The sequence below is a fragment of the Rathayibacter sp. AY1H3 genome, assembly GCF_002932015.1.
The window spans coordinates 1-14,332 of the sequence record NZ_PSUU01000042.1 but is presented as its reverse complement, the minus strand read 5'-3'; the positions used below and the strand labels follow the sequence as shown (position 1 = coordinate 14,332).

The following is a 14,332-nucleotide window of genomic DNA, read 5'->3' as shown; positions in this document are numbered from 1 at the left end:
CGTACGGTCAACGGGAGTGGAGGCGGCCCCGAGGCCGCCTCGGACGCTCTCGCCTCCACCCCCTGCCGCGCTGAGCGGCGGGACGCACGCGGAGGCTCGACGCACGGCTGTCCCACGCTCCCGACCCGGCACCACGAGATGAGCGCAGGGCGTCGTCCCTGCGCGCCGACGGAGTGTACGTGCACCAGAACCAGCAGATCATCAGCGAGCCCCGGAGCGAGGCGGGCGCCGATCCCGCGACCCCCGCTCTCGAGGCCCGCCACCTCTTCAAGGTGTTCGGCCGGAAGCCCGACGAGGTCGTCCGCCGACTGGGCGAGGGCGCCGACCGCGGCGAGCTCGCCGGACTCGGCACGGCCGCGGTGATCGACGCGTCCTTCACCGTGCGCCGCGGCGAGATCTTCGTCGTGATGGGCCTCTCCGGCTCCGGGAAGTCCACCCTCATCCGCATGCTGAACGGGCTCCAGGAGCCCTCCGCGGGCGAGGTCCTGATCGAGGGCTCCACCATCACCGGCGTCTCCGAGGCGGAGCTGCGCCGCGTGCGCCGCTCGTCGGTGTCGATGGTGTTCCAGCACTTCGCGCTCCTCCCGCACCGCACCGTGCTCGACAACGTCGCGTACCCGCTCGAGATCCAGGGCGTCCCCGCGGCCGAGCGCCGCGAGCGGGCCCTGCTCGCGGTCGAGCGCGCCGGTCTCGCCGGCTGGCACGAGAAGATGCCCGACGAGCTCTCCGGCGGCATGCGCCAGCGCGTCGGCCTCGCCCGGGCGCTCGCCGCCGACACCGACATCGTGCTGATGGACGAGGCGTTCTCGGCACTCGACCCGCTGATCCGCCGCGAGATGCAGGAGCAGCTGATCGAGCTGCAGCACGAGCTCGGCAAGACCATCGTCTTCATCACGCACGACCTCAACGAGGCCATGTTCCTCGGCGACCGCATCGCGGTGATGCGCGACGGCCGCATCGTCCAGATCGGCACCCCGGAGGAGATCCTCACCGATCCGGCGAACGACTACGTCGCCCAGTTCGTGCAGGACGTCGACCGCGCCCGCGTGCTCACCGCCTCCGCCGTGATGGAGCCCGCCCGCTCCGTGGTCACCCTCGCGGCCGGTCCCCGCGCCGCGCTGAGGAGCATGCGCGACCTGCAGACCTCGGCCGCGTTCGTGGTCGGCGGCGGACGCCGCCTGCTGGGCACGGTCCGCGACCGCGACGTGATCGAGCAGGTGCGCCGGAGCACCGGCGACCTCTCGGCGGTCCTCACCTCCGACGTCGTCACCGTCGGTCCGGACACCGCCCTCAGCGAGGTCATCGAGCCCGCCGTCGAGTCGGCGCTGCCGGTCGCCGTGGTCGACGCCGACGGGCGTCTGCTCGGAGCTATCCCGCGGGTGACCCTGCTCGCGGCGCTCGGCAACGTGCCCGCCCGCACCGGCGAGCACCCGGGGATCGAGCCGCCCGCCACCGTCTCGACCGAGGTCGTCACCGCGACCCTGCACGCGACCGGAGGCCCCGTCGACGACGCCGTCCTCGCGGCGGACGGAGGTGCACGATGACCGATCTCGGATTCCGCCTCCCGCTCGGCGCCCTCGCCGAGGGTGCCGTCGACGTCCTCACGCAGACCTTCCAGCCGGTCTTCGACCTGCTGCGCACCGTCTTCGGCGCCCTCTACTCCGGCGTCGACCTCGTCCTCGCGACACCGCCCTTCTGGGTGATCGTCGCCTTCCTCGCCGTACTGGCCTACGCCGTCCGCGGCTGGGTCTTCGCGGCCGGCACCGCCGTGGGGCTCCTGCTGATCGTGGGGGTCGACCAGTGGGAGAACGCGATGGACTCCCTCGCGCTGGTGCTCGTCGCCTCCGTGATCGCCATCGCGCTGAGCGTGCCGCTGGGCGTGCTCGCCGCGCGCAACCGCACGGCCTCCGCGGTCATCCGGCCCGTGCTCGACCTGATGCAGACGATGCCGGCCTTCGTCTACCTGATCCCCGCGCTGATCCTGTTCCGGGTCGGAGTGGTGCCCGGCATCGTCGCGACCATCGTGTTCGCGATGGCGCCGGGCGTCCGGCTCACCGAGCTGGGCATCCGCGGCGTCGACCCGGAGCTCGTCGAGGCGGGGGAGTCGTTCGGCTCCTCGAAGTGGCGGATCCTCCGCCAGATCCAGCTGCCGCTGGCGCTGCCCTCGATCCTGGCGGGCCTCAACCAGGTCATCATGCTCTCGCTCTCGATGGTCGTAATCGCGGGCATGGTCGGCGCCGGAGGGCTGGGCGGCGACGTCGTCGCGAGCCTCAACCGGATCGATGTCGCGCTCGGCTTCGAGGCGGGCATCTCCGTCGTGATCCTCGCGGTCGTCCTCGACCGGATGACCGGCGCGCTGGGCTCGCCCTCGCCGGCGAGAGTCGCCCGGGCGAAGAACCGCCGCGCCGTCGTGGCGACCCGCTCGGCCGTCGGCGTCGTCTCGATCGGCCTGGTCGCGTCCCTCGGGGCCGCGACCCTCGCCGCTCCCGCCACCGCCGCCTCCGTCGACAACGGCGACCGCACCGACGTGACCGTCGCCGTGTTCCAGGGCTGGGACGAGGGGATCGCCGTCTCCGCTCTGTGGGAGGCGGTGCTCGAGGAGCAGGGCTACGACGTGACCCTGCAGAACGCCGACGTCGCCCCCGGCTTCCAGGGCCTCTCGACCGGCGACTACGACCTCGCCCTCGACACCTGGCTGCCGCTCACCCACGCCCGGTACGTCGAGCAGTACGGCGACTCGATCGTCGACCTGGGCGCATGGAACGACGAGGCGAAGCTGACCATCGCGGTCAACGAGGACGCTCCGATCGACTCCCTCGAGGAGCTCGCCGCCGACCCGGGCGTCGTCGGGAACCGCCTGATCGGCATCGAGCCCGGCTCCGGTCTCAACAAGACGACGACCGAGGACGTCATCCCCGGCTACGGCCTGGAGGGGATGGACTACCTCACCTCGTCGACGCCGGCCATGCTCCAGGAGCTCTCGAGCGCGACCGCCGCGGGCGAGAACATCGCCGTCACGCTCTGGCGCCCGCACTGGGCCTACGACGCCTTCCCGGTCAAGGACCTCGAGGACCCGAAGGGCCTGCTCGGGCAGGCGGAGGGGATCCACTCCTTCGGCTCGGCCGCGTTCGACGCGGACTACCCGACGATGAGCCGCTGGATCCGCGACTTCCGGATGGACTCGAAGACGCTCTACTCGCTCGAGAACGCACTGTTCAACGACGGGGCCGACGACCGGTCCGCCGCCCTCGCCGCGTGGATGGACGAGAACCGGGAGTACGTCGACTCGCTGATCACCTGATCCGCCACCACGACGAAGGCCGAGAGGCCGGGCGGCCCCGGACCAGGGCTGTCCCGGCCTCTCGGCCTTCGTCGCGCAGGGGTCAGGCGGCGCTGACCCGGCGTCCCGCGGTGGCGCGGACGAGGAGGGTGACCACCAGCACCACGGCGGCGGCGACCAGCGCGGCGATCCCGGCGGGGACCGAGACGAGCTCGCCGGCGAAGCGGCCGACGGCGACCCAGGAGAGTCCCCAGACGAGCGAGAGCATCGGGGCGATGCGGCCGCGGCCGGTGACGGCGATCAGGAGTCCGACGAGCGCGGCGACGGCGAGGACGACGACCGCCCAGACCGCGGCGCCCGGACCGTCCGCGCTGCCGACTCCCGCGCCGACGAGCCCGGCGGTGACGTTCGCGGCCGTGGCCACGCACACCCAGCCGAGGTAGAGCCCGAAGGTGCCGTCCGTCACGATCGCGTCGACCACTCCGGCCGACCGGGTGGTCCGCAGGATCACGAAGATGCGCGCGAGCACGGCGAGCAGCAGGGCGATCACGACGACGCTGAGCGTCAGGAAGCCGGCCTGGACGACCAGGATCCACGCGGCGTTCAGGAGGAGGCTCGCGGCGGCCCAGTAGCCCAGCCGGCGGTGGCGGGTGCGGGCTGTCTGCGAGGGCAGGAACTGCCAGATCGCGTAGGCGATGAGGCCGGTGTAGATGACGCTCCAGATCGCGAAGGCGGGGCCGTCGGGAGCGATGGGGGTCGAGGACGCGGTCAGGGCGCCGCCGGCCGCGTTCTGGATCTGCGTGCCGCCCGCGGCGCCCGAGCCGATGAACGAGCCGATGAGGGCGAGCACCGCGCTCACGGCGACGACGACCTGGCGGATCCGGTCGGCGCGGTCGGGGGTTCGTGTGGCGGTCATGTCGCTCCTCCATTAGTCAGCTGGCTGAGTAATGAGAGTAGCGCGATTCCGCTCCCCGTCCACTGGGGCTTGCGGAGCGGCCCCGGCCCTGGATGAGGGCCGGGGCCGGATTCTCAGGCGCGGGCGGCCGCGTACTGCTCGCGGATGACGGGGCGGTGGTCCGGCGCGGGCTCGGCCACCGAGGTGACGGTCCACGTCGGACGCGATCCTGTCAGCGCCCAGGCGGCCTGCACGGCGGCACCGTCGGCCACGTACTCGCCGGGCGTCGGCACCTGCACGGGCACGTCGAACACCTGCGAGGCAGCGAGCTGCACGGCGCGGTTCTGCGCGGCTCCGCCGATGAGGAGGATGCGCCGCGCCTCCACTCCCTGCGCGCGAACGGCGTCGAGCCCGTCGGCCAGTCCGCAGAGCATGCCCTCGATCGCCGCGCGGGCGAGGTTCGGGCGCGTGGTCGAGGCGATGGTCATACCGTGCAGGCTCGCGGTCGCGTCCGGCAGGTTCGGCGTGCGCTCGCCCTCGAAGTAGGGGACCAGCACGAGGCCGTCGGCACCCGGCTCCGCCTCGAGCGCCAGTGCGGCGAACTCGTCGAAGTCGCTGCCGAGCAGGGTCGCGGTCGAGGCCAGCACGCGCGCGGCGTTGAGCGTCGCGACCAGCGGCAGGAAGCGCCCGCTCGCATCGGCGAAGCCGGCGACGGTCCCGGAGGCGTCGCGCACCGGGTCGTCCGTGACGGCGAAGACGGTGCCGCTCGTGCCGATGCTGACGACCACGTCGCCGGGGCCGGCACCGAGGCCGAGCGCGGCGCCCGCGTTGTCGCCCGCGCCGGGTCCGACGACGAGTCCGCTCTCGGTGCGGCCCGCCTCCTCCGAGGGGCCGAGCACGCGGGGGAGCAGCGGGCGGTGGCCGAGGGCGCGCTCGAGCAGGTCGAGGTCGTAGCCGTCCGCTCCCCAGTACGAGGTGCCGGACGCGTCGGACCGGTCGGTCGTGAGCGCGTCGAGCTGCGGACCACGGGCGGAGTCGGGGCCGTAGCCGAGCAGGCGCCAGGTCAGCCAGTCGTGGGGGAGCGCGACGGCGGCGACACGGGCGGCGTTCTCGGGCTCGGCGTCGCGCAGCCAGCGGAGCTTGGTGGCGGTGAAGGAGGCGACCGGCACCGATCCGGTCCGCTCCGCCCAGGCCCCGGCTCCGAGCTCCTCGATGAGCGCGGCGGCGGCGGGCGCGCTGCGGGTGTCGTTCCAGAGCAGAGCGGGGCGGATGACGGCGCCGCTCTCGTCGAGGACGACCATGCCGTGCTGCTGGCCGCCGACCGAGATCGCGGCGACGTCGTCGAGCCCGCCGGCGTCGGCGAGGGCGAGCTGCAGCGCCTCCCACCACGCGGCCGGATCGACCTCGGTGCCGTCCGGGTGGCTCGCTCGGCCGGTGCGCACCACGGCGCCGGTGTCGAGGTCGCGGACGACCACCTTGCAGCTCTGGGTCGACGAGTCGATCCCTGCGACGAGCGTCATCGCTGTCCTCTTTCGTTGGGGGGTTCGGGTTCGGGCGTCCGGTGCGGAACCGGGCCGGATGCAGGAGAACGGACGAGATCCCGTGCCGGTGCAGGGGATCTCGTCCGTCTCAGGTCGTCCCGCGGCGGACCGCGGGCTCAGGAGGTGCGGGTCAGCCGCGGGCGCCGAGCAGGTGCTCGGTGGCCAGCTGCTGCAGGCGCACGAAGCCGAAGCCCTTGCCGCCGAGGTAGGCGTCGGCGTCGAACGACTCGTACGAGGCGGTGTCCGCGAGCAGGTCGTCGTACGACTCGCCCTCGTTCAGCGTCGGGGTGGAGAGCTCGGCGACCTTCGCGGCTGCCAGCGCCTCCTGCACCTCGGGGTCGGCGCGGAAGGCCGCGGCGCGCTCCTTGAGCAGCAGGTAGGTGCGCATGTTCGCGGCGGCCGAGTCCCAGACTCCGGTCTCGTCCTCGGTGCGCGAGGGCTTGTAGTCGAAGTGGCGCGGGCCGTCGTAGGCCGGGACGCCGCCGGGGCCGCCGTTCTCGAGGAGGTCGACGAGCGAGAACGCGTTGTGCAGGTCGCCGTGGCCGAAGACCAGGTCCTGGTCGTACTTGATGCCGCGCTGGCCGTTGAGGTCGATGTGGAAGAGCTTGCCGTGGTACAGCGCCTGGGCGATGCCGGCGGTGAAGTTCAGGCCCGCCATCTGCTCGTGGCCGACCTCGGGGTTCACGCCGACGAGCTCGGGGCGCTCGAGGGAGTCGATGAACGCGATCGCGTGGCCGAGCGTGGGCAGCAGGATGTCGCCGCGGGGCTCGTTCGGCTTGGGCTCGATGGCGAAGCGGATGTCGTAGCCCTTGTCGGTGACGTAGTCGCCGAGCAGGTTGACGGCCTCGCGGTAGCGCTCGAGTGCGGCGCGGATGTCCTTGGCGGAGTCGTACTCGGCGCCCTCGCGGCCGCCCCACATGACGAAGGTCTTCGCGCCCAGCTCGGCGGCGAGGTCGATGTTGCGGAGGACCTTGCGCAGCGCGAAGCGGCGGACGTCGCGGTCGTTCGAGGTGAAGCCGCCGTCCTTGAAGACCGGGGCGCTGAAGAGGTTGGTGGTGACCATCGGCACGACGAGGCCGGTGGACTCCAGCGCGCCCTTGAGGCGGTCGATCTGGGTCTGGCGCTCGGCGTCGGTGGAGCCGAAGGCGAACAGGTCGTCGTCGTGGAAGGTGAGGCCGTACGCGCCGAGCTCGTCGAGCTTCTCGACCGCGTGGACGACGTCGAGCGGCTCGCGGGTCGGGCCGCCGAACGGGTCCGTCCCGTTGTAGCCGATGGTCCAGAGGCCGAACGAGAACTTGTCGGCGCGGGTGGGGGTCAGGGACATGGGATCCGAATCCTTTCCGGCGACGTCGCCGAATTGTTGTTGAGCCCAACATATCCCCTGAGGGTCGGGAGGCGCAACGAGCGGAAGGCCCGGCGCGTCGCCCTCCGGCCCCTCGCGGGTGCCGCCCGTTCGTGCCGCGGAACCGCTCGCGGAGCGGGCCGGCGCCCGGGGAGGTCGTCGCGAGGATCGCTTGCGCAAGCGCTTCGACTGTGCGTACAGTCGCTCCAGCACGACCGGTCGAAGCGCTTCGAAGCTCGACCGCGACCGACGACGACGTCCGGCAGGAGGAGCCATGGCGACCATCCACGACGTGGCCCGCGCTGCCGGAGTCTCGATCAGCACCGTCTCCTACGCCCTCTCCGGCAAGCGCTCGATCGCCGCCTCCACCCGGCAGCGCGTCGACGACGCGGTGCGCCAGCTCGGCTACCGGCCCCACGCGGGAGCCCGGATGCTCGCCGGGGCGCGGACCCACATCCTCGCCCTCTCCGCCCCGATGCGCGGCGAGCTGCATCTGCCGACCCACATGCGCTTCGTCACCGAGGTGCTCGAGCGCGCCCGGGAGTCGGACTACGACGTCCTGCTGCTCGTCACCGACGAGGCCTCGAGCGGCATCGGGCGCGTCTCCTCCTCCTCGCTCGTCGACGGCATCGTCCTGATGGGCGTCGACGACGACGACGACCGCGCCGAGCTGATCCGCGCGGCGGGGGTCCCCGCCACCTTCATCGGCGTGCCCGCCGACTCCCACGATCTCGCCTGCGTCGACCTCGACTTCGCCGAGGCCGCCCGCCAGAGCGTCCGCCGGCTCGCTGAGCTGGGCCACCGCTCGCTCGGCCTGCTCGAGCACCCGCAGTCCTACACCGACCGCAACGCCGGCTTCGTCCGCCGCTTCGACGAGGCGTTCCGCGCCGAGGCCGCAGCGCTCGGAGTCGAGATCGCGGTCGAGCGCCCGCACATCGGCCGCCCGAGCGCACAGGCCGCGATCGACGCGATCCTCGCCGCACCCGTCCCGCCCACCGCGCTCGTGCTGCACTGCAACGAGCCCGTGGCGGAGGCGGCGATCGAGCGCGTCCTCGAGCGCGGCCTCTCCGTCCCCGGTGACCTGTCGATCCTGGCGGCCTGCGCCAGCTACGACGGCGGCGCCCTCCCTGTCCCCACCAGCAGTCTTCCCCTCCCGTTCGACGCGATGTGCCGAGCGGCCGTCGCGCGGACCCTCCAGCAGATCGACTCCGGCCGCACCGTCGGCGTCGAGCTGCTCCCGCCCTCCTACGTCGACCGCGGATCCCTCGCGGTCGCTCCGACCGGCGCTCCGGTGCCGGCGGTCCCGTCCGGCACTCTCGCGCCGGCCTCCCTCTAGTCCTCCACCCTCTTCCCGCCCGCTCCGGCTCTGCGCACTGTCGAAACGCTTCGACACCGCGCCTCCGCGAGAGAGCGCTCCCTGCACCACCTCCGCAGCACCACCGCACCGTTCGAAGGAGAACCACCGCAATGTCGCTCCGATCCCGCTCCGCCTTCCACCGCCCGACCGCCGGTCTCAGCCGGCGCAACCTCCTCGCCGGCGGAGTCGGCCTCAGCGCGATGTTCGCGCTGGCCGCCTGCTCCGGTGGCGGCTCCGACGCCGGCTCCGATGCGCTCTCGACCACGGTCGACGGCGCCGGCCGCACCCTCACCCTCTGGGACTTCGAGACGCCCGACAGCGACCGCGGCATCGCGTGGCTCGCCGCCCGCGACATCTTCACCCAGGAGACGGGGGCCGAGATCGCGTACGAGTTCAAGGCCTTCGAGCAGCTGCGCACCGGCGCCAGCCAGATCTTCAACTCCAACTCGGCACCCGACGTCGTCGAGTACAACAAGGGCAACGCGACCAGCGGACTCCTCTCGAGCCAGGGCCTGCTCACCAACCTCGACGAGGCGGTCGCGTTCTACGGCTGGGACTCGCTGATCCCCGGCGCGCTGCAGACCACCGCGAAGTACGACGAGAACGGGATCATGGGCTCCGGCTCCTGGTACGGCATCCCCAACTACGGCGAGTTCACCTTCGTCTACTACAACAAGGACGCCTTCGCCGCGAACGGCCTCGAGGTCCCCACCACCTACGAGGAGTTCACGGCCGTCCTCGACGCCTTCGTGGCCAAGGGGATCACCCCGCTGGCCGAGGCCGGCGCCGAGTACCCGCTGCAGCAGCTCTTCTACCAGCTCGCGCTGCTGAAGGCCGACCGCTCCTGGATCACCGACTACCAGACCTACACGGGCGAGGTCGACTTCGAGGACGCGGCCTGGAGCTACGCGGCCGACCAGCTGAAGACCTACGTCGACAAGGGCTACTTCTCGGCCGACGCCTCCGGGCTGAAGGCGGAGGACGCGGGCACGGCCTTCATCTCGGGCGAGTACCCGATCTTCTTCTCGGGCTCCTGGTGGTTCGGCCGCTTCAAGACCGAGATCACCGGATTCGAGTGGGACACGTTCCTCTTCCCGGGCGCCGAGTTCACGATGGGCTCCGCCGGCAACCACTGGGTGATCCCGGAGACGGCGAAGAACAAGGACCTCGCCTACAAGTGGATCGACATCACGATGCGACCCGAGATCCAGAACCTCATCGGCAACAACGGAGGCATCCCGCTGGTCGTCGACGAGAGCGCCATCACCGACGAGAAGAGCAAGGCGCTGCTCTCGCAGTGGAAGACGGTCGTCGACGGCGACCAGCTCTCCTTCTACCCCGACTGGCCCACCGCGACCTTCTACGACGACCTGGTCGCCGCCACGCAGGAGCTCATCAACGGCTCCTCCGACGAGTCCGCCATGCTCTCCGACCTCCAGGCCAAGTACGACGACGGAGTCGCCGACATCACGTGACGCGGAAGCGTCACGTGATGTCGGCCACGGCGGCCGGCCCCGCGCCTGCAGGCGCGGAACGGCAGCGGAAGACCTGAGGACGTGACGGCGACCCCTCGAGGGGGTCGCACGAACACCGCCGAGCCTCCACCCCACCGCGGTATGCCGCTCCGGTACGCGACACGCCGTCGCCTCCGTACCGGAGCGGCATCCCGCGGCAGCACCCAACTACCCCGTCCGACCTAGGAGTACCCATGACGACGACAGCACCTCGTCGCGCGGAGAGCGCGCCGACTCCCACGACGCCGCCCCGCGAGAAGCGCTCCGGCGGCTACTGGCTCTACCTGATCCCCGGGTTCGTGCTCTTCACGTTCATCGTGCTGATCCCGCTGATCTGGAACGTCTACATCAGCTTCACGTCCTGGCGCGGCATCAAGCCGCCGATCTTCATCGGCCTCGACAACTGGATCGAGCTGATGGGCGACGACCAGTTCTGGACCTCGTTCCTCAACTCGGTCTACATGATCATCGCGATGGTGATCGTCCCCACGATCCTCGGGCTCCTGCTCGCGGCGATCCTCTTCGATCTCGTCGGCAAGAAGTTCGGCGGGCGCCTGGCGAGCTTCCTCCGCGCCACCTACTACCTCCCGCAGATCCTGCCGACCGTCATCGCCGCGATCGTCATCGGCTGGATCCTCCGGCCCGACAACGGCGCGCTGAACTCGATCCTCGAGGCCGTCGGGCTCGGCTCCCTCTCGCACGACTGGCTCGGCAAGCCGGACACCGCGATGCTCTCGATCATGGTCGTGATGATCTGGGTGCAGCTGGGCTACCCGGTCGTCATCTTCATGGCGGCGCTGCAGCGCGTGGACCCCGAGCTCTACGAGGCGGCGGAGCTCGACGGGGCGAACTGGTTCCAGCGCTTCCGCTGGATCACGGTCTCGATCATCCGGCCCGAGATCTTCGTGGTCACCCTCACCTGCACCATCGCCGCGCTGAAGGTCTTCGGCCCGATCTACGCCCTGACCCGCGGCGGCCCCGGCGACTCCACGATCGTCCCCTCCTACTACTCGTACACCGAGTTCTTCCAGAAGCAGCAGGTGGGCTACGGCGCCACCATCGCGACCGCGCTCACGATCGTCATCGTGATCCTCGCCGTGCTGTTCATCCGCGCCCAGGAGCGCGTCGAGCGCAGCGAAGGAGCCCGCTGATGTCGGCCATCGAGACCCTGCCCCTCACCCAGGCCGGCACGGAGGACGCGGACCTCTCGTCCTCCCGTCCCGCCAAGCCCGCGAAGGGCACGACGAAGCGCACCCTCGGCGACTGGGTGATCCTCGCCGTCGCCGTGGTGATCGGGCTCGTGATCATCAGCCCGGTGCTGCTGATCCTGCTCAACTCCTTCAAGACCCCCGCGGAGTACTCGGCGAACGGCCCGCTCGCCTTCCCGACCGGCCTCTCCTTCGACGGCCTCTCGACCTTCTGGAGCCGCGTCGACTTCCCCGAGAAGCTCGGCAACTCGATCCTCATCTCGGGGTCGGTCGCGATCCTCGCCGTCGCCCTCTCGGTGCTAAACGCCTACGCGATCGGCATCGGCCGGGTCCGCGGCCGGAGCTGGATCATCGTCCTGTTCCTGCTGGCGAACATGCTCCCGCAGGAGGCCCTGCTCTACCCGCTGTACTACATGTTCAAAGCGGTCGGGATCTACGACACCCAGCTGTCGGTCATCGTCATCTTCACCGTCATCCAGTCGGCGTTCGGCACCTATCTGCTCTCGAGCGTCTACGGCACCTTCCCGAAGGAAATCCTCGAGGCCGCGGCTCTCGACGGCGCCTCGAAGTGGCAGGTCCTCACCCGGGTGATCGTCCCGATCTCGCGGCCCACCCTCTCGGTGCTGATGATCTTCTTCTTCATCTGGACCTGGAACGAGTTCCTCATCCCGCTGGTCTTCCTGGTGAGCGACGCGACGCAGACCGTCCCGATCGCGATCTCGAGCCTCCAGGGCGACAAGATCATGGACGTCACCACGACCAGCGCGAGCGCCCTCCTGGGCCTTCTCCCGACGCTGATCTTCTTCCTGATCTTCCAGCGCACCCTCACCCGCGGCATCACCGCCGGCGCGGTCAAGTAGCCCTCTCTCCCTCCGTCGGCGCCTCCCTCACGGGATCCTCCGGCGCGCCATCGAAAGGCACCCCCATGAAGTTCACCGACGGGTTCTGGCAGACGCGGGCCGGATTCACGCCCCTGTTCGCGCAGGAGGCGTACGACATCCGCACCGACGGCACCTCACTCGAGGTGATCGCCCCGACCCGGGTCATCCAGGGCCGCGGCGACGTCCTCAACCGGCCGGCGCTCACGATCACGGTGTCCTCGCCGGCCGAGGGGGTCGCGCGGGTGCGGATCGAGCACTGGCGCGGCACGGCGGTGCGCCCGGGCTTCGAGCTGGCCGAGGGCGACGTCGGAGCGGCGGAGGTGACGGAGTCCGGCGGCGTGCTGCGCACCGGCGACCTCGAGGTCCGGATCAGGCAGGGCGCTCCCTGGTCGCTGGAGTTCTGGGACACCTCGACCGGCACGCGCCTCACCGGGTCCGGGCACAAGGCGCAGGGCTACCTGACCGGACCGGACGGAGCCGCCTACCTGCACGAGCAGCTCGACCTCGGCGTCGGCGAGCTGGTCTACGGGCTCGGCGAGCGCTTCGGCCCCTTCGTGAAGAACGGCCAGACCGTGGATGTGTGGAACGCCGACGGCGGCACCTCCTCGGAGCAGGCCTACAAGAACGTCCCGTTCTACCTCTCCAGCCGCGGCTACGGCGTGCTCGTGAACGATCCCGGCCTCGTGTCGTTCGAGATCGGCTCCGAGGCGGTCGAGCGCGTGCAGTTCTCGGTCGGCGGCGAGGCGCTGGAGTACCTGGTGATCCAGGGCCCGACGAAGAAGGACGTGCTGCGGCGCTACACCGGTCTCGCGGGCCGCCCCTCCGTCGTGCCCGCCTGGAGCTACGGGCTCTGGCTGACGACCAGCTTCACCACGAGCTACGACGAGGAGACGGTGAACTCCTTCATCGACGGCTTCGCGGAGCGGGAGCTGCCGCTGTCGGCGTTCCACTTCGACTGCTTCTGGATGCGCGAGTTCCAGTGGACCGACCTCGAGTGGGACCCGCGCACCTTCCCGGACCCGGAGGGGATCCTCGCCCGCCTGCACGAGCGCGGGCTGCACACCTGCGTCTGGATCAATCCGTACATCGCGCAGGCGTCGCCGCTGTTCGCCGAGGGGCGTGAGAAGGGCTACCTGCTCAGAACGGCCTCCGGCGACGTCTGGCAGTGGGACATGTGGGTCGCCGGCATGGCGCTGATCGACTTCACGAATCCGGAGGCGACCTCCTGGTTCCAGGAGAAGCTCCGCGTCCTCGTGCGCCAGGGCGTCGACTCCTTCAAGACCGATTTCGGCGAGCGGATCCCGTCGGAGGGCGTCGTCTGGGCCGACGGGACCGACCCCGAGGCCATGCACAACTGGTACACCCAGCTCTACAACCGCGCGGTGCACGAGGTGCTCGAGCAGGAGCTCGGCGAGGGCCGCGCGGTCCTCTTCGCCCGCAGCGCCACGGTCGGCGGGCAGTCGCTGCCGGTGCACTGGGGCGGGGACAACACCTCCTCCTACGTGTCGATGGCCGAGACCCTGCGCGGAGGCCTCTCGCTCGCGCTGGGCGGGTTCGGCTTCTGGGCGCACGACATCGGCGGCTTCGAGGGCACGCCCGATCCCGGAGTGTTCAAGCGCTGGCTCGCGTTCGGCCTGCTCTCCTCGCACTCGAGGCTGCACGGATCCTCCTCGGTGCGCGTGCCGTGGGCGTTCGACGAGGAGGCCGTGGAGGTCACCCGGCTCTTCACCCGGCTGAAGCTCTCGCTGATGCCCTACCTCTTCGCGGCGGGGGCGGAGGCGGCGAGCACCGGCGTCCCGATCATGCGCCCGATGGCGCTCGAGTTCGAGGACGACCGCAGCGCCGCCCACCTCGACACGCAGTACCTGCTCGGGCACGACCTGCTCGTCGCTCCGGTGTTCACCGAGGACGGCACGGTCGAGTTCTACCTCCCGCGCGGGACGTGGACGAGCTGGTGGACGGGCGAGCGGATCGTCTCGACGGGGGAGTGGCGACGTGAGGTCCACGGCTTCGACTCGCTGCCGCTGTACGTGCGCGAGGGCGCGGTGATCCCGGTGGGGGCCCGCCAGGACTCGGCCGAGTACGACTACCTCGACGGGCTCGAGCTGCGGGTCTTCCCGGGGCCGGACGGAGCGACGCCGGTCCGGGTCGTCGCTCACGACACGGGGGAGGAGACGGTCTTCACCGTGACGCGCTCCGGCGGCGACGTCTCGGTCGACGGCCCGGCCGGCACCTGGACCTGGGTCGAGGCCTGAGCGGCGCCCTCCTGCTGATCGAGCAGCGGGCGCAGCCCGCCCCTCGAGACCCCCCGCCC

Annotated in this window: 10 protein-coding genes; 7 read left to right on the top strand and 3 right to left on the bottom strand. The window is 71.1% G+C overall.

Annotated features, from left to right (window positions below; genetic code table 11):
- The first annotated feature begins 179 nt into the window (after positions 1 to 179).
- Both C5C33_RS14675 and C5C33_RS19150 read left to right on the top strand, forming a co-directional pair.
- Positions 180 to 1,544, top strand: a complete 1,365-nt coding sequence (locus C5C33_RS14675; RefSeq protein WP_374953829.1) for a glycine betaine/L-proline ABC transporter ATP-binding protein — start codon at positions 180 to 182, stop codon at positions 1,542 to 1,544.
- The gene (locus C5C33_RS19150; RefSeq protein ID WP_104261478.1) at positions 1,541 to 3,301 is read left to right on the top strand and encodes an ABC transporter permease/substrate binding protein; all 1,761 of its coding nucleotides are present in this window, start codon (positions 1,541 to 1,543) and stop codon (positions 3,299 to 3,301) included. Before C5C33_RS14675 ends, C5C33_RS19150 begins: the two co-directional genes overlap by 4 nt.
- Positions 3,302 to 3,383: 82 nt before the next feature.
- Here the strand turns inward: C5C33_RS19150 and C5C33_RS14665 are convergent, their stop codons facing one another.
- From C5C33_RS14665 to xylA, 3 genes are all read right to left on the bottom strand, one after another.
- On the bottom strand, positions 3,384 to 4,196 hold the full coding sequence (locus C5C33_RS14665; protein ID WP_104224878.1) for a tryptophan-rich sensory protein: 813 nt from the start codon (positions 4,194 to 4,196) through the stop codon (positions 3,384 to 3,386).
- Between the two features lie 113 nt (positions 4,197 to 4,309).
- Positions 4,310 to 5,695, bottom strand: a complete 1,386-nt coding sequence (xylB, locus tag C5C33_RS14660; protein ID WP_104227358.1) for a xylulokinase — start codon at positions 5,693 to 5,695, stop codon at positions 4,310 to 4,312.
- A gap of 151 nt (positions 5,696 to 5,846) precedes the next feature.
- Positions 5,847 to 7,040, bottom strand: coding sequence for a xylose isomerase (xylA, locus tag C5C33_RS14655; RefSeq protein WP_104227357.1), 1,194 nt, complete (start codon positions 7,038 to 7,040; stop codon positions 5,847 to 5,849).
- A 292-nt stretch (positions 7,041 to 7,332) separates the two neighbouring features.
- Here xylA and C5C33_RS14650 point away from each other — a divergent pair, with 292 nt between their 5' ends.
- The 5 genes from C5C33_RS14650 to yicI all read left to right on the top strand — a co-directional run bounded on the left by C5C33_RS14650 (position 7,333) and on the right by yicI (position 14,273).
- Entirely contained in the window at positions 7,333 to 8,394 is a 1,062-nt protein-coding gene (locus tag C5C33_RS14650) for a LacI family DNA-binding transcriptional regulator (RefSeq protein WP_104261477.1), read from the top strand.
- Between the two features lie 131 nt (positions 8,395 to 8,525).
- A complete protein-coding gene (locus C5C33_RS14645) occupies positions 8,526 to 9,890 on the top strand; it encodes an ABC transporter substrate-binding protein (protein ID WP_258060612.1) in 1,365 nt (454 codons plus the stop codon).
- Between the two features lie 233 nt (positions 9,891 to 10,123).
- A complete protein-coding gene (locus tag C5C33_RS14640) occupies positions 10,124 to 11,080 on the top strand; it encodes a carbohydrate ABC transporter permease (protein ID WP_104261476.1) in 957 nt (318 codons plus the stop codon).
- Entirely contained in the window at positions 11,080 to 11,997 is a 918-nt protein-coding gene (locus C5C33_RS14635; RefSeq protein ID WP_104227354.1) for a carbohydrate ABC transporter permease, read from the top strand. Before C5C33_RS14640 ends, C5C33_RS14635 begins: the two co-directional genes overlap by 1 nt.
- A 65-nt stretch (positions 11,998 to 12,062) precedes the next feature.
- A complete protein-coding gene (gene yicI / locus C5C33_RS14630; protein ID WP_104261475.1) occupies positions 12,063 to 14,273 on the top strand; it encodes an alpha-xylosidase in 2,211 nt (736 codons plus the stop codon).
- The last annotated feature ends 59 nt before the right edge of the window (positions 14,274 to 14,332 follow it).

Excerpts from the sequence above, each read along its gene's own strand:
- C5C33_RS14635 (WP_104227354.1), top strand. The coding sequence starts at position 11,080 with ATGTCGGCCATCGAGACCCTGCCCCTCACCCAGGCCGGCACGGAGGAC.
- C5C33_RS14640 (WP_104261476.1), top strand. The coding sequence starts at position 10,124 with ATGACGACGACAGCACCTCGTCGCGCGGAGAGCGCGCCGACTCCCACG.
- yicI (WP_104261475.1), top strand. The coding sequence starts at position 12,063 with ATGAAGTTCACCGACGGGTTCTGGCAGACGCGGGCCGGATTCACGCCC.
- C5C33_RS14650 (WP_104261477.1), top strand. The coding sequence starts at position 7,333 with ATGGCGACCATCCACGACGTGGCCCGCGCTGCCGGAGTCTCGATCAGC.
- xylA (WP_104227357.1), bottom strand. The coding sequence starts at position 7,040 with ATGTCCCTGACCCCCACCCGCGCCGACAAGTTCTCGTTCGGCCTCTGG.
- C5C33_RS14665 (WP_104224878.1), bottom strand. The coding sequence starts at position 4,196 with ATGACCGCCACACGAACCCCCGACCGCGCCGACCGGATCCGCCAGGTC.
- C5C33_RS19150 (WP_104261478.1), top strand. The coding sequence starts at position 1,541 with ATGACCGATCTCGGATTCCGCCTCCCGCTCGGCGCCCTCGCCGAGGGT.
- xylB (WP_104227358.1), bottom strand. The coding sequence starts at position 5,695 with ATGACGCTCGTCGCAGGGATCGACTCGTCGACCCAGAGCTGCAAGGTG.
- C5C33_RS14645 (WP_258060612.1), top strand. The coding sequence starts at position 8,526 with ATGTCGCTCCGATCCCGCTCCGCCTTCCACCGCCCGACCGCCGGTCTC.